We start from the raw sequence: 15,571 nt of genomic DNA, 5'->3' as shown, positions 1-15,571 counted from the left end.
ACCGCGAGGAGGCGGTTCGCGTGAAGCGAAAGCACAGTTTGGTAGTCGTCGGGCTCATGGGCGTCGCCCTGTCCCTGTCGGCATGCGGCAACGACGACGACAGCAGCGACAAGGGCGGCGGCGACGGCGGTGCGGCGGACGGCAAGATCGGCGTCATCCTGCCCGACACCGAGTCCTCGGTCCGGTGGGAGAGCGCGGACCGTCCGGCCCTCGAGTCGGCCTTCAAGGAGGCCGGTGTCGAGTACGACATCCAGAACGCCGAGGGCGACGCGGAGCGCATGACGCAGATCGCCGACACCATGATCGGCAACGGCGTCACCGTGCTGGCGATCGTCAACCTCGACTCCGAGTCGGGCGCGGCGATCCAGGAGAAGGCCAAGGAGCAGGGCGTCGCGACGATCGACTACGACCGCCTGACCCTCGGCGGCAGCGCCGAGTACTACGTCTCGTTCGACAACACCAAGGTCGGCGAGCTGCAGGGCCAGGGTCTGGCCGACTGCCTCGGTGAGAAGGACGCGAACATCGTCTACCTCAACGGAGCGCCCACGGACAACAACGCCACGCTCTTCGCCGAGGGTGCGCACAGCGTCCTCGACTCGATGACCAGCTACAAGGTCGTCGGCGAGCAGGCCGTCCCCGAGTGGGACAACGAGGAGGCTGCGACGATCTTCCAGCAGCTCTACACCGCCGCTGACGGCAAGGTCGACGGCGTCCTCGCCGCCAACGACGGTCTCGGTGGCGCTGCCATCGGCATCCTCGAGGGCGCTGGCCAGGCCGGCAAGGTCCCGGTCACCGGTCAGGACGCCACGGTCGAGGGTCTGCAGAACGTCCTCGCCGGCACCCAGTGCATGACGGTCTACAAGTCCGCCACGCAGGAGGCCAACGCCCTCGCCGAGACCGCCATCGCGCTGGTCAACGGTGACGACGCCAAGACCACCGGCACCACGGTCGACTCGTCCGACCAGAGCGAGGTTCCCTCGATCCTGCTCGACCCGCAGTCCATCACCAAGGACAACGTGGGCGACGTGATCACCGACGGTGGCCAGAAGGCCGAGGACGTGTGCTCCGGCGAGTTCGCCGCGATGTGCACCGAGGCCGGGATCTCCTGACCGTCTGAACCACTGCAGACCGCCTCTCGTGGGGCGGACCTGCTCGAGCGGCGCCCGGGCCGGACCATCGGTCCGGGCGCTGCTCGTTCATCCCTTTACGACTACTGAGGAGTCCGACCTCATGGCACAACCGCTGCTCGAGCTGCGCGGGGTCAACAAGAGCTTCGGCGTGGCGCACGTCCTGCACGATGTCGACTTCGCCGTCTACCCCGGCCAGGTCACCGCCCTCGTGGGCGACAACGGTGCGGGCAAGTCCACGCTGGTCAAGATCATCGCCGGCATCTACGGCCGGGACACCGGTGACTACCTCTTCGACGGCCAGTCCGTCAACGTCCACGGGCCGCGCGACGTCGCCGCCCTCGGCGTCGAGGTCGTCTACCAGGACCTCGCCCTCTGCGAGAACCTCGACATCGTCGAGAACATGTTCCTCGGCCGCGAGGAGACCAAGGGCATCACCCTCGACGAGGTCGCGATGGAGTCGCGCGCGCGCGAGACCCTCGCCTCGCTGTCGGTGCGCACCGTCAAGTCCGTGCGCCAGAGCGTCTCGAGCCTGTCCGGCGGCCAGCGCCAGACCGTGGCCATCGCCAAGGCCGTGCTGTGGAACTCCAAGGTCGTGCTCCTCGACGAGCCCACCGCCGCTCTCGGCGTCGCGCAGACGCGCCAGGTCCTGGACCTCGTGCGCCGCCTCGCCGACCGCGGCCTGGGCGTCGTGCTGATCTCGCACAACATGGGCGACGTCATGGAGGTCGCCGACCGCGTCACCGCGCTCTACCTCGGCCGCGTGGCCGCCGACGTCCACGTCGAGGAAGTCACCCACGGCCGGATCGTCGAGCTCATCACCGCCGGACGCTCCGGAGATCTCGGCATCGCCGAGAACCCCGCGACCGCGACCGTCTGACCAGGACCGGAGAACCTCTCATCATGTCTGTCGAATCCGACACCCCCGCGAAGCCCGCCGACGGCGCCTTCGCCAGCGACAACCGTCAGGCGGTGACTCTCGGCGACTCGGCCCGCGACTACGTCAACCGCCTGCGCGGCGGCGACATGGGCTCGCTGCCCGCCATCCTCGGACTGGTCGTGCTGTTCGTCGTCTTCTCGACCCTTCACGACCGGTTCCTCACGACGTACAACATGGCCAACCTGGTCGTGCAGGCCGGCTCCATCATCGTCCTGGCGATGGGCCTGGTGTTCGTCCTGCTGCTGGGCGAGATCGACCTGTCCGCCGGCGTGGCGGGCGGTGCGTCCGCGTGCGTCACGGCACTGATGCTGATCGACCACGACTGGCACTGGCTGCTGGCCACGATCGCCGGCATCGTCGTCGGCGCCGTCATCGGCCTGGCGATCGGGGCCCTGGTCTCGTTCCTCGGGATCCCCTCGTTCGTCGTCACCCTGGCGTTCTTCCTCGCCCTTCAGGCCATCCCGCTCAAGCTGATCGGCTCCGGCGGCTCGCTGCGCTTCAACAACGAGGTCCTGCGCGGGCTGTCCATCAAGAACGTCCCGGTGACCGCCGGCTGGATCGCCGCCGTCGTGATCGTGCTCGGCTTCGCCGCGCTGGCGCTGTGGCGCTACCGGTCCCGCTCGGCACGCGGCCTGGTGCACCAGCCCCTGCCGCTGGTGATCATCCAGATCGTCGTCCTGGCCGTGATCATCTTCGGCCTCACCGCCCTGCTGAGCGCCAACCGCGCGCCCAACCCGAACCTCTTCAACATCAGCGGCATCCCGTGGGTCCTGCCCGTGGTCATCGCGCTGCTGCTGTTCTGGACGTTCGTGCTCACCCGGACCCGCTTCGGGCGTCACCTCTACGCGGTCGGCGGCAACGCCGAGGCCGCCCGTCGTGCCGGCATCAACGTGACCAGGATCCGCATCTCCGCCTTCGTCATCGCCTCCTCGATGGCGGCGGTGAGCGGGCTGCTCGCCGCGTCGTACACCGGCAAGGTCTCCCCGGGCTCCGGTGGCGGCAACGAGCTGCTGTACGCCGTCGCGGCGGCCGTCATCGGCGGCACCAGCCTCTTCGGCGGACGTGGTCGCGCGATGGACGCCGTCATCGGCGGCCTCGTCATCGCGACCATCCCCAACGGGCTGGGCCTGCTCAACCAGGCGGCCTACATCAACCTGCTCGTGACCGGTGGCGTGCTGCTCCTGGCCGCGAGCGTGGACGCCATCTCGCGCCGTCGTCGCTCCGCGGCGGGCGTCTAGGCCGACCTCATGAGCCGTCAGCGCTCCGGTCTCGGGACGAACCAGGAGGGGGTCCGGCGCCACAACCTGGGCACCCTCCTGCGTCACGTCCACCGCGCGGGCACGATGTCGCGGGCCGACCTGACCCTGCAGATGGGGCTGAACCGCAGCACCATCGCAGGGCTGGTCGGCGAGCTGGAGTCGCTGGGCGTCACGGAGCGGGCCCTGCCCGCCCACCCGCGCACCGGCGCCGGACGTCCCTCGGCCGGCGTGGGGATCTCGCGCAGCGGGCCGTTCGTCATCGCGGTCGACCTCGGCGTGGACCGCGTCGTCGTCGCCCGCGTCGGCCTGGGTGGCGACATCCAGCACCGGGCGACCGCGCCGATCGTCGGCGGCAGCGAGGCCTGGCAGGTGGGCGGCACCGTCGCCCACCTGATCCGCACGGTCGTGGCCGACAGCCCCGACACCGCTCCCCTGGTCGGGATCGGCGTCAGCGTGCCCGGCATGGTCCGGCGCAACGACGGCCTGATCCGGCTGGCACCCAACCTCGAGTGGCACGACGTGTCGTTCGGGTCGATCATCCTGGCCGCGCTCGGTGTCGACGTCCCCGTGCTCGTCGCGAACGACGCCGACCTCGGCGCCCTCGCGGAGCACTACCGCGGTGCGGGCCTGGGCATCGACGACCTCATCTACGTCTCCGGCAACGTCGGCGTCGGCGCCGGCGTCATCACCGGCGGCTTCCGGCTCGAGGGCGCGGGCGGCTACTCCGGCGAGGTCGGCCACCTGAGCTTCAACCCCTCCGGACACCCCTGCCACTGCGGCAACCGCGGCTGCTGGGAGACCGAGGTCGGCGCCCACGCCATCGCCGCCGCGATCGGCTGCCCCCAGGAGCAGGTCGCCCAGCTGGGCGAGGTGCTCGAGGGCTTCCGCGAGCCGACCCCCGAGCTGCGCGTCATCGGCACCCACCTCGGCCACGGCCTGGCCAGCATCGTCAACGCGTTCAACCCGCGCGTGGTGGTGCTCGGCGGCTACTTCCGCGAGCTCTTCCGGCTGGTGCGCACCGACGTCAACGCCGCACTCGCCCAGCGTGCCCTGCCCGCTCCCCTGGAGTCGGTCACCCTCACCCTGCCCGGCCTCGGCGCCGACTCGGTGCTGCTCGGCGCCGCGGAGATCGCGCTCGAGCCGCTGTTCGTCGACCCGGTCGCCGGCCTCCACACCGCGATCACCGGCGTCGGCGCGAAGCTCGCCGGCTGACGCGGAGCGCGGAGTCTCGCCTCAGGTGACGGGAACGTCGCCGGAGAAGACACCCTCGAGCGCGAGCTCGGCCGCGCCGAGTGCGGCGGCCTCCATGCCGAGGGTGCTCAGCCGCAGCTCGGGGCGGCGCTGGGCCGCCGAGGGCAGCCGCTCGTCCAGGGAGCGGCGGGCGGGGGCGAGCACGTGCTCCCCCAGCGGCACGAAGTAGCCGCCGAGGACGACGACCTCGGGGTCGAGCACGTTGGCCAGGACGGCGAGGCCGAGGCCGACGTCCTGGCCCAGCCGGGCGAGCGCCTCGCGCACGGCGGGGTCCGCCGAGGCGCGGGCCGCCACCGCCTGGGCCGAGCGCAGCGGGGTGGCGAGCTCGGGGAGCCCGACCGCGGTGAGCATGGCGTGCAGTCCCACGGAGGCCTCCCAGCAGCCGCGCCGCCCGCAGCCGCACAGCGCGGTGGAGTCGCCGATCGGCATGTGGCCGACCTCCCCCGCGAAGCCGGTCGACCCGCGTTGGAGGCGGCCGTCGCTGACGATGCCGGCACCGATGCCGACGGTGCCGGTGAGGTAGAGCGCGTGGGCCACCCCGGTGGCCGCGCCGTGGTGGGACTCGGCGTAGGCGGCGCAGTTGGCGTCGTTGCCCACCGAGACTCCGCAGCGCCCGTCGAGGGCGGCCTCGACGTCGGCGGCCAGCCCGGTGGCGTCCAGGTTGGGCGTCCAGGCCACGGAGCGGTCGTCGCCCCGAACCAGGCCGGGCACGGCCACCATCGCGCCCACGAGCCGCCCCGCCGGCTCCCGCCGTACGACGTCACGCGCGAGCTCCAGCAGTGCCGGGAGCCGCGCGGCGTCGGTGGCGGGCCGGGTCTCGCTGAGGCGGACCCGGCCCCCCAGGTCGAGCAGGACCGCGGAGACGTAGTCGACGTTGAGCTCCAGGCCGAGGCCCAGGAGGCCTCGGCCCGTGAGCGTGACCGGACGACCGGGCCGGCCGCGGCCGCCGGGCACGGAGTCGGCCTCGTCGACCGCGGCCGCCTCCGCGAGCCCGCCGACGATGACCCCGACCGTGGCCTTGGCCAGCCCGGTGCGCTTGGCGAGCTCCGCGCGGGTGGCCGGACCCTGCTGGCGCAGGCTCCGGAGCACGAGCGAGGTGTTGCGTCGCCGCAGGCCCTCCGTGCTGGCCGGCAGGTCCGAGCCGATCGCCGGGCCCATCGTCAGCCGCGGACGCCGTACAGGTGCTCGAGGGCCAGCTGGTCCAGGCGCTCGAAGCCGGCCTCGTGGACGGCGAGCGCCTCGACGTCGGGCAGCTCCCAGTCCTTGAGCTGCTGCCAGGTCTCGCCCTCGCCCAGGGTGGGCTTGGCCAGCTCGGGCAGGGCCGCCGCGGCCAGCGCCTCCTGCACCTCGGGGTCGGCGCGGAAGGCCAGGGCCTTCTCGCGCAGGACGAGGTAGTTGGTCATGCAGGCCTGGGCCGACGCCCACACGCCGGCCTCGCCGTCGGTGCGCGCCGGCTTGTAGTCGAAGTGGACGGTGCCGTCGTAGCCACCGGCGAGCAGGGTGTCGACGACCCAGAAGGCGCCGCGCACGTTGCCGGCGCCGAAGCGCAGGTCCTGGTCGTAGCGCGGGCCGTGCTGGCCGTTGAGGTCGATGTGGAAGAGCTTGCCCTGCCACAGCGCCTGGGCGTAGCCGTGGGCGGCGTTGACGCCGGCCATCTCCTCGTGCCCGATCTCGGGGTTGACACCCACCATCTCCGGGCGCTCGAGCGTCTCGATGAAGGCCAGGGCGTGGCCGATCGTCGGCAGCAGGATGTCGCCGCGCGGCTCGTTGGGCTTGGGCTCGATGGCGAACTTGAGGTCGTAGCCCTGGTCGACGACGTACTGGCCGAGCAGGTCGAAGGCCTCCTTGTAGCGGTCGAGCGCGGCGGCGACGTCCTTGGACGCGCCGTACTCGGCACCCTCGCGGCCGCCCCAGGCGACGTAGATCTCGGCGCCGAGCTCGGCGGCGAGGTCGATGTTGCGCATGACCTTGCGGATCGCGAAGCGGCGCACGTCGCGCAGGTTGGAGGTGAAGCCGCCGTCCTTGAACACCGGGTGCGTGAACAGGTTGGTGGTGGAGGTGGTGACGACCAGGCCGGTGTCGGCCAGGCCCTTCTTGAAGCGCTCGATGATCGCGTCGCGCGACGCGTCGTCGCTGCCGAAGGGGATCAGGTCGTCGTCGTGGAAGTTGACGCCGTAGGCGCCGAGCTCGGCGAGCTTCTCGAGCGCGTGGACGGGGTCCATGGGCTCGCGGGTGGCCTCGCCGAACGGGTCGCGGCCCTGCCAGCCGACGGTCCAGAGGCCGAAGGAGAACTTGTCCTCGGGGCGAGGGGTGGGGATCTGGGTCATGGTGGTGCCTCTCGTGTGCTGGATGGGGTCAGGACCAGGTGTCGGTGCGGTCGCGCAGCCGGGCGTAGGCCTCGCGGACGTGGGGGGTCGGCGCGGCCTCGAGCTCGACGGTGTCGGCCAGTGCCCACTCGGGAGCAGCGCTCTCACCCGACAGCGCCCAGGCGGCCTGGCGGGCGGCGCCGCGGGCGACGTACTCCCCCGGCGGCGGGAGCGTGACCGGGCGGCCGAGGATGGCCGGGGCGAGGGCGCGCACGGCGGCGCTGCGGGTCGCGCCGCCGACCATGAGCACCCGCTGCGGCTGGTCCCCCGTGGTCGCGGCCAGGTGGTCGACCGCGTCGGCCAGGGAGCACAGGAGCGCCTCGAAGGCGGCGCGGGCGAGGTCCTCGCGGGTGGTGGCCTCGGTCAGACCGGTCCAGGTGCCGACCGCGGAGGGACGGTTGGGCGTGCGCTCGCCGCCGTAGTAGGGCAGCAGCGCCACTCCGTGCGCGCCGGGCTCGGAGGCCAGCGCGAGCTCGGCGAGGGTGTCGAGGTCGACGCCGAGCCACCGCGCCTGCAGGGCGAGGATCCGCGCGGCGTTCATGGTCGTGACCATCGGGAGGTAGCCGCCCTGCGCGTCGGCGAAGCCGGTGACGGTGCCGGTGCCGTCGGCGACCGGGGTGGCGCTCACCGCGGAGGCGACGCCCGACGTGCCGATCGAGATGAGCACGTCGCCGGCGCCCAGCCCCATGCCGAGGGCGGCGGCCATGTTGTCGCCGGTGCCGGGGGCGACGACCTGGCCCGCGGCGGTCTCGGCGGCGGCGGAACCGTCGGGTGCGACGCGCGGGAGCGCCGGCTCGTGCCCGAGCGCCGCGGCGGCCAGCTCGGGGCGCCACGATGCGCTCCGGGCGTCGAAGTAGCCGGTGCCCGAGGCGTCGCCGCGGTCGGTGAACGCGGCGGTCCCCGGGGCGCAGGCGTGGCGCGAGACGTAGTCGTGGGGCAGCAGGACCTCGCGCACGGCGGCCGCCCGGTCGGGCTCGTGGTCGCGCAACCAGCGCAGCTTGGTCACGGTGAACGAGGCGACCAGGACGCTGCCCACCTCGCTCGCGCAGGCGTCGGGACCGCCCATCTCCTCGACGAGCGTGCGCGCGGCCTCGGCCGACCGCGTGTCGTTCCACAGCAGCGCCTCGCGCACCGGCTCGCCGTCGTCACCGAGGGCCACCATGCCGTGCTGCTGCCCGCCGACCGCGATCGCGTCGGCGCGCTCGAGCAGCCCGTCCGTCGCCTCGTCGTACGCCGCCAGCCAGGCGCGCGGGTCGACCTCGGTGCCGTCGGGGTGGGGCGCGCTGCGCTCGTCCACCACCGTGCCGTCGGCCGCGTCCACCAGGACCGCCTTCGTCGACTGCGTCGAGGAGTCCACACCGAGCACCAGAGCCATTCCTCCATTAAGTACGAGACTCGAACTTAAGTCAACCCCCGGCTGACTACTCCCGAGCACCGCCGGGTACTGCGATGCTGGAACATCGGGCGACCGCGTCCGAGCACCACCTACGCAAGGAGCACCACATGGGCTTCATCCTCTGGATCATCGCGGTGATCCTGGTCATCGCCGGTATCTTCCAGCTCTTCAAGGGCGAGACCCTCTGGGGCGTCGTGCTGATCATCGTCGGCCTCGCCGTCGGCCCGGGTGGCTACAGCATCTTCAAGTAGCCGGGCGGCCCCGCGTACGGTCGACGCATGCACATCGACCTCCGCGGCAAGGCTGCCCTCGTCACCGGATCCACGCAGGGCATCGGCCTCGCGATCGCCCACGGGCTCGCGCAGGCCGGTGCCCGCGTCGGCGTCAACGGCCGCTCGACCGAGTCGGTCACCCGGGCGATCGCCACGCTGCGCGAGACGCTCCCGGACGCCGACCTCGTCGAGGTCGTCGCCGACGTGACGACCGAGGAGGGCGCGGCGACCGCGGTCGCCGCGGTGCCCGACGTCGACGTCCTGGTGAACAACCTCGGCATCTTCGAGTCCCGTCCCGCGCTCGAGATCACCGACGAGGAGTGGCGCCGCTTCTTCGACGTCAACGTCCTCGCGGCCGTGCGCCTGACCCGCGAGCTCCTGCCCTCGATGACCGAGCGCGGCTGGGGCCGCGTCCTCTACATCGCCAGCGACTCCGCGGTGGTGACCCCGGTCGAGATGGTCCACTACGGGATGTCCAAGACCGCGCTGCTCGCGGTGTCCCGCGGGTTCGCCAAGACCGCCGCCGGCACCGGCGTCACGGTCAACTCCGTCATCGCCGGCCCCACGCACACCGGCGGGGTCGAGGACTTCGTCCACAGCCTGGTCGGCGACGACCTGGAGTGGGACGAGGCGCAGCGCCGCTTCATGCGCGAGCACCGCCCGCAGTCCCTCCTCCAGCGGCTCATCGAGCCCGAGGAGATCGCCCACATGGTGACGTACCTCAGCTCACCGCTGGCGTCGGCGACCACCGGCGCCGCCGTGCGGGTCGACGGTGGCTACGTCGACTCGATCCTGCCCTGAGGCCGCCGGCGACGGGTCAGCCCTCGACGACGACCTCCACCTCGAAGCCCTCCGAGCTCTCGACGTAGAGCGCGACGTGCTGGTCGCCGCCGGCGTGGGGGTAGCGGTCGGCGAACAGCTCGCGCCACCCGTGCGCGGACGACTCGGCGCGCAGCCGGTCGAGCCGCTCGCGGCTCTCGACGTGCAGCGCGAGGTGGTTGACCCCGGGCCGCAGCCGGTCGTGGGGCTCGGGCGACTGGTCGGCGGAGCGCTCGAGGAAGAGGTAGGTGCCGTCGGGGTGCACCCACGAGGACCCGGGGATGTCGATCTCCCAGGCCAGCTCGCCGAGCAGCCAACCCCACTCGTCAGCGGCGAGGAGGGGGTCGGAGACCCAGAGGTCGAGGTGATGGATCGCGCGCGCCATGCTGCACCTTAGTGCGAGGGACCCAGGGGGACGATCACGTCGGCGGCGAAGCGCTCCATGCCGTCGATCTTCTGCGCCAGCGTCGCGTCGAGGCCGTGGTAGTAGGCCCACGGCATCGTCCAGACCTCGGTCACGCCGCCGGCCTCGGCGGTCTCGAAGTGCTCGGGCAGGAACGCGTCGGACAGGGCCGTGATGATCTGGAAGTCGCCGGTCGCGCCCGCCTCGTCCCGCACCTCCTGCAGCCGGCGCGCGTGCTCGACCGCCTCCTGCACCGTGTAGATGTCACCCACCCAGCCGTCGTGGCGGGCGGCCCTGGCGAACGCGATCTCGGACAGGCCGCCGACGTAGATCGGGACCGGGGCCGCGGGCGAGGGGTTCATCATCATCCTGGGTGCGGAGTAGAACTCGCCCTCGAACTCCGTCCACCCTGGCTGCCACAGGGCCTTCATCAGGGCGAGCCCCTCGTCCGTACGCCGGCCGCGGGTCCGGAAGTCCTGGCCGAGCAGCTCGAACTCCTCCCGGCACCAGCCGATGCCCACCCCCAGCGCGACCCGGTCCCCCGACAGCACGGCAGCCGTGCCGACGGTCTTGGCCACCTGGAAGGGGTTGCGCAGGGCGTTGACGTAGACGCTGGTGAAGAAGCGCACCCGGGTGGTCACACCGGCGAGCATGCCGATGAGCACCCACGGGTCGGGCCACTCCGAGTCGGTGTCCCACCGCCGCCTGCCGTCGGGCGTGTAGGGGTAGGGCGTCTGAAGCACCTCGAGGTCCACGACGTGGTCGGGCACCGAGATGGCGTGGTAGCCGAGCTCGTCGGCGGCCCGCGCCAGCGGCACCAGCTGGTCGCACGGCTGGAAGGCGGTCACGATCGAGAAGCGCATGGCCGGAGCCTAGCGTCCCGAACTAGAACGTGTTCTCGTTCAGTCCCCAGGTCTGGACTCGTGGTGGGGACGGCCGTGGGTGCGGCGGTCCTCCTTCATCTCCGACTCGAAAAGATGGCGACGGCCCTGTACCAGCTCCTCGCGCGCCGTGCGCTCCAGGTCGCGGAACGCCGACCAGTAGTGGTCGTCGTAGTCCTCGACGATCTGGAAGGACCAGCGCCCCTCGAGCACGTTGCGGCCCACCAGCTCCTCGGAGATGCGATCGGCCAGGTCGTCGTGCCCGGCGTCGCGGAGCTCGTCGACCGCGTCGCCCAGCGTGAGGTCGGCGGTCCCGCACAACCGGTGGAAGGCGTAGAGGTGACCGCGCGCGGCCTCGACGGCCTCCAGCGCCTCCGACAGCTTGCCGAGGGCGCTGACGGTGTCGTCGGAGACCCCGTCGGGGCGGACGTGCGCGGGGTCCGGGCCGGTCAGGACAGGACCTCCGAGGCGTGCACGGCACCGTGGCGCGACTCGATCGCGTCCGCCAGCTTGGCGATGTCGTCGTCGGAGAGGTCGACGCCGACCTCGGTGGCCCCCTTGCGGAGCTCCTCGGCGACGGTCCCCTCGGTCGCACCGTCCTGCCACGAGGTCACGCGGTCGACGACGGCCTGAACTGCTTCCAGCTTCTCGTTCTCCATGGTCGGCCGGTACCCCGGACGCGCGTGCGGCAGTCAGCCCGCGGTGCGGCTCAGTGGTGGCGGAGGGCGTCGATCAGGTCCTCCTTGGTCATCGACGAGCGGCCCTCGATGTCCAGCTCGGCGGCACGCTTGCGCAGGTCGTCGACCGTCCAGTCGTCGTACGACCCGGACTCGCCGCCCTTCTTCCCGACCTGGGAGCGGGACGAGCCGGCGGCCGCGTTGGCGATGCGCGCCGACTTCTCCTTGCTGTTGCCCTCGTCGCGGAGCTTCTCGTAGAGCTCGTCGTCCTTGACGCTGGGACCTGGCTTCTCGTCGGCCGGCATGACGGCTCCCTCCGCGAGATGTGGGTCGGTTACGGAGCCGGGTTGATCGACGTCTCGTGACGCACCTTGTCGGCTGCGGCGGAAGCCACGTCGGTGACCTTCTCCTTGGCGACGTCGGCCGCGGCGGCGGCCTGGGTCGCGACCGCCTCGGAGGCCTTGTGCGTGGCGGACTGCACGGTGGGGTTCTCGGCGATCTTCTGCGCGCCCGTGCGGATCTGCTCGTAGCGGCCGCGGCCGGCCTTGGCGCCGAGGACGTAGCCGACGCCGGCGGCGACGAGGAGGGGGAACTTCTTCATGGGGTGCTCCTTGGATCGGGGACTGGGTGGAAGGACTGGATGGAGGGACTGGGTGGGACGAGGAGTGGTACGACGTCAGCGGCGGCGACGCCACACGACGAGGGCGACGACCAGGACCGCGGCGAGCGCGGCGCCGGCGAGGAGGTCGGGACGCGGCGAGCCGTCGGCCGTGGTGGCGCGGCCCTTGAGCTCGGCGGCCTTGCCCCGCGCGCGGGACTTCACGTCGAGGCGCTGGTGCAGGGCGTCCACGGTCTCGGCGAGCGCCTCACGCTGCCGCGCGATGTCGGCCTCGAGCTGCTCGGGGGTGCTTCCGTTGCTCGACATCAGTGCTGTCCCTTCACGACGGCGACGTCTTCCTTGACGCCGGCGATGGCCCGCTCGGGCGCCGCCGGCGTGGCGGTCTGGATCTCCTTCTTGCCCCGCAGCGCGACGAGGCCCGCCGCGGCCAGCAGCACGGCGGCCACGATCAGCGCGGCCGCCCAGGCGGGCAGGACGAGGTCGAGCGCCAGCACGGCCGTGGCGACCAGGGTCGCGGCGCCGAAGAGCGCCAGCAGACCCGCGGCCCCGAACATCCCGGCGCCGATGCCGGCACGCTTGCCCTTCTCGGCGAGCTCGGTCTGCGCCAGGCGCAGCTCGCTGCGGACCAGCTCGGGGATCTGCTCGGACAGCCGGTGCACCAGCGCGCCGAGAGGCTCCTCGGAAGCCGGAGGCGTGGGGGTGTGACTCATGGGGGTCCGGTGCCCCGCCCACGACGGGGCAAACGGTCAGTGCGCGGTCGCGGTCACTCCCACTCGATCGTGCCGGGTGGCTTGGAGGTGATGTCGATGGTGACGCGGTTGATCTCGGCCACCTCGTTGGTGATCCGGGTCGAGATGCGCTCCATGACGTCGTAGGGCAGGCGGGCCCAGTCGGCGGTCATCGCGTCCTCGGAGGTCACCGGACGCAGCACGACCGGGTGGCCGTAGGTGCGTCCGTCGCCCTGGACGCCGACGGAGCGGACGTCGGCGAGCAGCACGACCGGCATCTGCCAGATGTCGCGGTCGAGGCCGGCGCGGGTCAGCTCCTCGCGGGCGATGGCGTCGGCCTCGCGCAGGAGGTCCAGGCGCTCGCGCGTCACCTCTCCGATGATGCGGATGCCGAGGCCGGGGCCGGGGAAGGGCTGGCGGTGCACGATCTCGGCGGGCAGGCCGAGCTGCTCGCCCATGAGTCGCACCTCGTCCTTGAACAGCGTGCGCAGCGGCTCCACCAGCTCGAACTCCAGGTCGTCGGGCAGGCCGCCGACGTTGTGGTGGGACTTGATGTTCGACGCCCCCGCTCCCCCACCGGACTCGACCACGTCCGGGTAGAGCGTGCCCTGCACGAGGAACGCGACCTTGTCGCCGTCGTCACCCGACACCGCGTCGGCGAGGATCTCGGCCTCGGCGGCCTCGAAGACCCGGATGAACTCGCGGCCGATGACCTTGCGCTTGTCCTCGGGGTCGGTGACCCCGGCGAGCGCGTCGAGGAACTGCTTTTCGGCGTCGACGACCTTGAGGTCCACGCCGGTCGCGGCCACGAAGTCGCGCTCGACCTGCCCGGTCTCGCCCTTGCGCATCAGCCCGTGGTCGACGTAGACGCAGGTGAGGCGGTCGCCGATCGCGCGCTGCACGATCGCGGCGGCCACCGCGGAGTCGACGCCGCCGGAGAGGCCGCAGATCGCCTGGCCACGGTCGCCGATCTGGGCGCGGATCGTCTCGATCTGCTCCTCGACGATGTTGACCATCGTCCAGGTGGGGCGGCAGCCGGCGATGTCGATCAGGAAGTGCTCGAGCACGGCCTGGCCGTGCTCGCTGTGCATGACCTCGGGGTGCCACTGCACGCCCGCGAGCTGCCGCTCGACGTGCTCGAACGCCGCCACCGTGGCCCGCGGGGACCGGGCGTTGACCGTGAAGCCGTCGGGCGCCGCCACGACCTCGTCGCCGTGCGACATCCAGGAGGTGAGCGTGGGCGGCACCGCCGCCAGCAGGGTGCCCGCCTCGAGGACCTCGACCTCGGTGCGGCCGTACTCGCGCTGGCCGGTGTGGGAGACCGTGCCGCCGAGCGCCTGCGCCATGGCCATGAAGCCGTAGCAGATGCCGAACACGGGCACCCGACCGTCGACCAGCGCGGGGTCCAGCTGCGGCGCGCCCGGCGTGTAGACCGACGCGGGCCCGCCGGACAGGATGATCGCCTTGGGGTTGCGGGCCAGCATCTCGGAGACCGGCATGTGGTGCGGCACGATCTCGGAGTAGACCCGAGCCTCGCGCACCCGCCGCGCGATCAGCTGCGCGTACTGCGCCCCGAAGTCGACCACCAGAACCAGATCGTGCTCCGCGGGCTGCGTCATGGGCGAAGCCTATCGAGGGGGGCGGTCGTCCTTGCCCGGTGGCTGCGACGCCGAGACCAGGCGCCGGGCGGCGAGGACCCCGAGCGAGCAGAGACCGACCACGATGCCGACCTCCGCGAGCACCACGGGCGCGGCGCTGCTGTAGCCGGTCGCGCTCGCGAGCAGCATCGCGGGCGCGATGCTGACCAGTCCGCCGACCACGAGCAGGCCCCCCGTCAGCAGGAGGGTGCGGCGCACCCGCCCCCGGAACCGGTAGCGCCACCACACCGACGCCAGCGCGGCGGCGAGGCAGACGAGAGCTGCCACGCCGTGCATGCCGACGGCGGCCCAGCCCTCCTGGTCGTACGTCAACGAGCTCTGGTCCATCAGGTCGAAGCCGATCGGGTAGACCGTCGCCAGCGAGGTGGCCGCACCCGCTGCCGCACCGGTGAGCACCGTGCCCAGCAGACCCGCGTCGGTCAGCGGCGGGTCGGGCAGGAGCAGCTCGCGCGGCTCGATGCCATCGGCACCGGCGACCTCGGAGGCGAAGGCGGCGGGGTCGGCCGCGACCAGCTCCTCGACCGAGGCGCCCTCGGCCACCGACGAGGCGAGGTCGTGCTCGAGCGCGACCCGGAGTCGCTCGCGGTCTCCGCGAGGGACGGTCGCGCGCTGCCAGTAGTAGTCCACGACGTCCACCCAGGCCGAGAGCCGGGGGTCGAGCACCTGGTCGTTCGTCAGCATGTCCTGCTCACCGCTTCCTGGTCTCGTCGCGACGCCACGACGGCGCCGACGACCTCGGTCGTCTGAACCCACTGCTCCATCCACGTCGCGAGGGCTGCTCGCCCCGCGGCGTTGATCGCCAGGACGTTGCGGGCCGGGCCGGAGCTGCCCGGCTCCAGCCGCTGGTCCAGCTGGCCGCTCTTGCGGAGCCGGGTCACCAGCGGGTAGATGCTCCCGTAGCTGGCGTTGACGAAACCGTGGTCGCGCAGGCGCTGGACGATCCCGTAGGCGTGCAGCGGGGAATCCTCGAGCACGGCGAGCACACACATCTCCAGCACTCCGTGCATCAGCCGGGACTCGCGAGCCGCGGGTGCGGGCGTTGACACCATGCAGAACACGTTACCTTGCAATGCAAGGTAGTGGGACTTCTGTCTCGGTACGCGTTCGGGCCGCGTCCCTGCGCTCCGCGCACCGCGCCTACTCGACCCGTTTCGCCGGAGCCGGCGCGGCTCCGC

General features: G+C 72.2%; 20 protein-coding genes. 6 read left to right on the top strand and 14 right to left on the bottom strand.

Translation table 11 applies throughout. From position 1 onward, the window contains the following. Positions 1-20 precede the first annotated feature (20 nt). The 4 genes from E4622_RS01180 to E4622_RS01165 all read left to right on the top strand — a co-directional run bounded on the left by E4622_RS01180 (position 21) and on the right by E4622_RS01165 (position 4,538). On the top strand, positions 21-1,109 hold the full coding sequence (locus E4622_RS01180; RefSeq protein ID WP_134738272.1) for a substrate-binding domain-containing protein: 1,089 nt from the start codon (positions 21-23) through the stop codon (positions 1,107-1,109). Positions 1,110-1,230: 121 nt separating this feature from the next. Continuing rightward, positions 1,231-2,007, top strand: coding sequence for an ATP-binding cassette domain-containing protein (locus E4622_RS01175; RefSeq protein ID WP_134738271.1), 777 nt, complete (start codon positions 1,231-1,233; stop codon positions 2,005-2,007). Between the two features lie 23 nt (positions 2,008-2,030). Further along, positions 2,031-3,305 carry an ABC transporter permease gene (locus E4622_RS01170; RefSeq protein ID WP_134738270.1) on the top strand — a complete coding sequence of 425 codons (1,275 nt, stop codon included), beginning with the start codon at positions 2,031-2,033 and terminating at the stop codon, positions 3,303-3,305. A 9-nt stretch (positions 3,306-3,314) separates the two neighbouring features. Continuing rightward, on the top strand, positions 3,315-4,538 hold the full coding sequence (locus E4622_RS01165) for an ROK family protein (protein ID WP_134738269.1): 1,224 nt from the start codon (positions 3,315-3,317) through the stop codon (positions 4,536-4,538). A gap of 21 nt (positions 4,539-4,559) precedes the next feature. On the opposite strand, the gene E4622_RS01160 is transcribed toward E4622_RS01165, so the two are convergent. From E4622_RS01160 to xylB, 3 genes are read right to left on the bottom strand one after another with little or no spacing between them, the layout of a single operon-like run. Continuing rightward, entirely contained in the window at positions 4,560-5,735 is a 1,176-nt protein-coding gene (locus E4622_RS01160) for an ROK family protein (protein WP_134738268.1), read from the bottom strand. 2 nt (positions 5,736-5,737) lie between these two features. Further along, entirely contained in the window at positions 5,738-6,904 is a 1,167-nt protein-coding gene (xylA, locus tag E4622_RS01155; RefSeq protein ID WP_134738267.1) for a xylose isomerase, read from the bottom strand. Between the two features lie 28 nt (positions 6,905-6,932). Further along, the gene (xylB, locus tag E4622_RS01150) at positions 6,933-8,318 is read right to left on the bottom strand and encodes a xylulokinase (protein WP_134738266.1); all 1,386 of its coding nucleotides are present in this window, start codon (positions 8,316-8,318) and stop codon (positions 6,933-6,935) included. Positions 8,319-8,446: 128 nt separating this feature from the next. On the opposite strand from xylB, the gene E4622_RS22590 reads away from it, so the two are divergent. Together E4622_RS22590 and E4622_RS01145 are read left to right on the top strand one after the other, a co-directional pair. Then, positions 8,447-8,590 carry a GPGG-motif small membrane protein gene (locus E4622_RS22590; RefSeq protein ID WP_167735937.1) on the top strand — a complete coding sequence of 48 codons (144 nt, stop codon included), beginning with the start codon at positions 8,447-8,449 and terminating at the stop codon, positions 8,588-8,590. Positions 8,591-8,617: 27 nt separating this feature from the next. Beyond that, entirely contained in the window at positions 8,618-9,412 is a 795-nt protein-coding gene (locus E4622_RS01145; protein ID WP_134738265.1) for an SDR family oxidoreductase, read from the top strand. Between the two features lie 16 nt (positions 9,413-9,428). Here the strand turns inward: E4622_RS01145 and E4622_RS01140 are convergent, their stop codons facing one another. The 11 genes from E4622_RS01140 to E4622_RS01090 all read right to left on the bottom strand — a co-directional run bounded on the left by E4622_RS01140 (position 9,429) and on the right by E4622_RS01090 (position 15,445). Next, entirely contained in the window at positions 9,429-9,815 is a 387-nt protein-coding gene (locus E4622_RS01140; protein ID WP_134738264.1) for a VOC family protein, read from the bottom strand. 8 nt (positions 9,816-9,823) lie between these two features. After that, positions 9,824-10,696 carry a TIGR03619 family F420-dependent LLM class oxidoreductase gene (locus tag E4622_RS01135; RefSeq protein ID WP_134738263.1) on the bottom strand — a complete coding sequence of 291 codons (873 nt, stop codon included), beginning with the start codon at positions 10,694-10,696 and terminating at the stop codon, positions 9,824-9,826. A 39-nt stretch (positions 10,697-10,735) separates the two neighbouring features. Further along, positions 10,736-11,035 (bottom strand): hypothetical protein, encoded by a 300-nt coding sequence (locus E4622_RS01130; RefSeq protein ID WP_245155832.1) that lies wholly within the window; start codon positions 11,033-11,035, stop codon positions 10,736-10,738. Between the two features lie 128 nt (positions 11,036-11,163). Next, entirely contained in the window at positions 11,164-11,373 is a 210-nt protein-coding gene (locus tag E4622_RS01125; RefSeq protein ID WP_134738262.1) for a hypothetical protein, read from the bottom strand. 50 nt (positions 11,374-11,423) lie between these two features. Continuing rightward, on the bottom strand, positions 11,424-11,696 hold the full coding sequence (locus E4622_RS01120) for a Rho termination factor N-terminal domain-containing protein (protein ID WP_134738261.1): 273 nt from the start codon (positions 11,694-11,696) through the stop codon (positions 11,424-11,426). A 29-nt stretch (positions 11,697-11,725) separates the two neighbouring features. Further along, positions 11,726-11,992, bottom strand: coding sequence for a hypothetical protein (locus tag E4622_RS01115; RefSeq protein ID WP_134738260.1), 267 nt, complete (start codon positions 11,990-11,992; stop codon positions 11,726-11,728). Between the two features lie 75 nt (positions 11,993-12,067). Further along, positions 12,068-12,316 carry a DUF3618 domain-containing protein gene (locus tag E4622_RS01110; protein WP_134738259.1) on the bottom strand — a complete coding sequence of 83 codons (249 nt, stop codon included), beginning with the start codon at positions 12,314-12,316 and terminating at the stop codon, positions 12,068-12,070. After that, positions 12,316-12,720 carry a phage holin family protein gene (locus E4622_RS01105; protein ID WP_134738258.1) on the bottom strand — a complete coding sequence of 135 codons (405 nt, stop codon included), beginning with the start codon at positions 12,718-12,720 and terminating at the stop codon, positions 12,316-12,318. Before E4622_RS01105 ends, E4622_RS01110 begins: the two co-directional genes overlap by 1 nt. Before the next feature lie 53 nt (positions 12,721-12,773). Then, positions 12,774-14,357, bottom strand: coding sequence for a glutamine-hydrolyzing GMP synthase (guaA, locus tag E4622_RS01100; RefSeq protein WP_134738257.1), 1,584 nt, complete (start codon positions 14,355-14,357; stop codon positions 12,774-12,776). Between the two features lie 9 nt (positions 14,358-14,366). Continuing rightward, positions 14,367-15,077 carry a hypothetical protein gene (locus tag E4622_RS01095; RefSeq protein WP_134738256.1) on the bottom strand — a complete coding sequence of 237 codons (711 nt, stop codon included), beginning with the start codon at positions 15,075-15,077 and terminating at the stop codon, positions 14,367-14,369. Continuing rightward, positions 15,071-15,445, bottom strand: a complete 375-nt coding sequence (locus E4622_RS01090) for a PadR family transcriptional regulator (protein ID WP_134738255.1) — start codon at positions 15,443-15,445, stop codon at positions 15,071-15,073. Before E4622_RS01090 ends, E4622_RS01095 begins: the two co-directional genes overlap by 7 nt. Positions 15,446-15,571: the final 126 nt, after the last annotated feature.

The sequence above is a fragment of the Nocardioides sp. 503 genome (assembly GCF_004522095.1).
Classification (GTDB): Bacteria; Actinomycetota; Actinomycetes; order Propionibacteriales; family Nocardioidaceae; genus Nocardioides.
This window is presented reverse-complemented; position numbering and strand designations above follow the sequence as displayed.

Coding starts and splice junctions, on each gene's coding strand:
- E4622_RS01110 (WP_134738259.1), bottom strand. CDS start 12,316: ATGTCGAGCAACGGAAGCACCCCCGAGCAGCTCGAGGCCGACATCGCG.
- E4622_RS01175 (WP_134738271.1), top strand. CDS start 1,231: ATGGCACAACCGCTGCTCGAGCTGCGCGGGGTCAACAAGAGCTTCGGC.
- E4622_RS01135 (WP_134738263.1), bottom strand. CDS start 10,696: ATGCGCTTCTCGATCGTGACCGCCTTCCAGCCGTGCGACCAGCTGGTG.
- E4622_RS01115 (WP_134738260.1), bottom strand. CDS start 11,992: ATGAAGAAGTTCCCCCTCCTCGTCGCCGCCGGCGTCGGCTACGTCCTC.
- E4622_RS01090 (WP_134738255.1), bottom strand. CDS start 15,445: ATGGTGTCAACGCCCGCACCCGCGGCTCGCGAGTCCCGGCTGATGCAC.
- E4622_RS01170 (WP_134738270.1), top strand. CDS start 2,031: ATGTCTGTCGAATCCGACACCCCCGCGAAGCCCGCCGACGGCGCCTTC.
- E4622_RS01145 (WP_134738265.1), top strand. CDS start 8,618: ATGCACATCGACCTCCGCGGCAAGGCTGCCCTCGTCACCGGATCCACG.
- E4622_RS01160 (WP_134738268.1), bottom strand. CDS start 5,735: ATGGGCCCGGCGATCGGCTCGGACCTGCCGGCCAGCACGGAGGGCCTG.
- E4622_RS01105 (WP_134738258.1), bottom strand. CDS start 12,720: ATGAGTCACACCCCCACGCCTCCGGCTTCCGAGGAGCCTCTCGGCGCG.
- E4622_RS01125 (WP_134738262.1), bottom strand. CDS start 11,373: ATGGAGAACGAGAAGCTGGAAGCAGTTCAGGCCGTCGTCGACCGCGTG.
- xylA (WP_134738267.1), bottom strand. CDS start 6,904: ATGACCCAGATCCCCACCCCTCGCCCCGAGGACAAGTTCTCCTTCGGC.
- E4622_RS01165 (WP_134738269.1), top strand. CDS start 3,315: ATGAGCCGTCAGCGCTCCGGTCTCGGGACGAACCAGGAGGGGGTCCGG.
- guaA (WP_134738257.1), bottom strand. CDS start 14,357: ATGACGCAGCCCGCGGAGCACGATCTGGTTCTGGTGGTCGACTTCGGG.
- E4622_RS01120 (WP_134738261.1), bottom strand. CDS start 11,696: ATGCCGGCCGACGAGAAGCCAGGTCCCAGCGTCAAGGACGACGAGCTC.
- E4622_RS01095 (WP_134738256.1), bottom strand. CDS start 15,077: ATGCTGACGAACGACCAGGTGCTCGACCCCCGGCTCTCGGCCTGGGTG.
- xylB (WP_134738266.1), bottom strand. CDS start 8,318: ATGGCTCTGGTGCTCGGTGTGGACTCCTCGACGCAGTCGACGAAGGCG.
- E4622_RS22590 (WP_167735937.1), top strand. CDS start 8,447: ATGGGCTTCATCCTCTGGATCATCGCGGTGATCCTGGTCATCGCCGGT.
- E4622_RS01140 (WP_134738264.1), bottom strand. CDS start 9,815: ATGGCGCGCGCGATCCATCACCTCGACCTCTGGGTCTCCGACCCCCTC.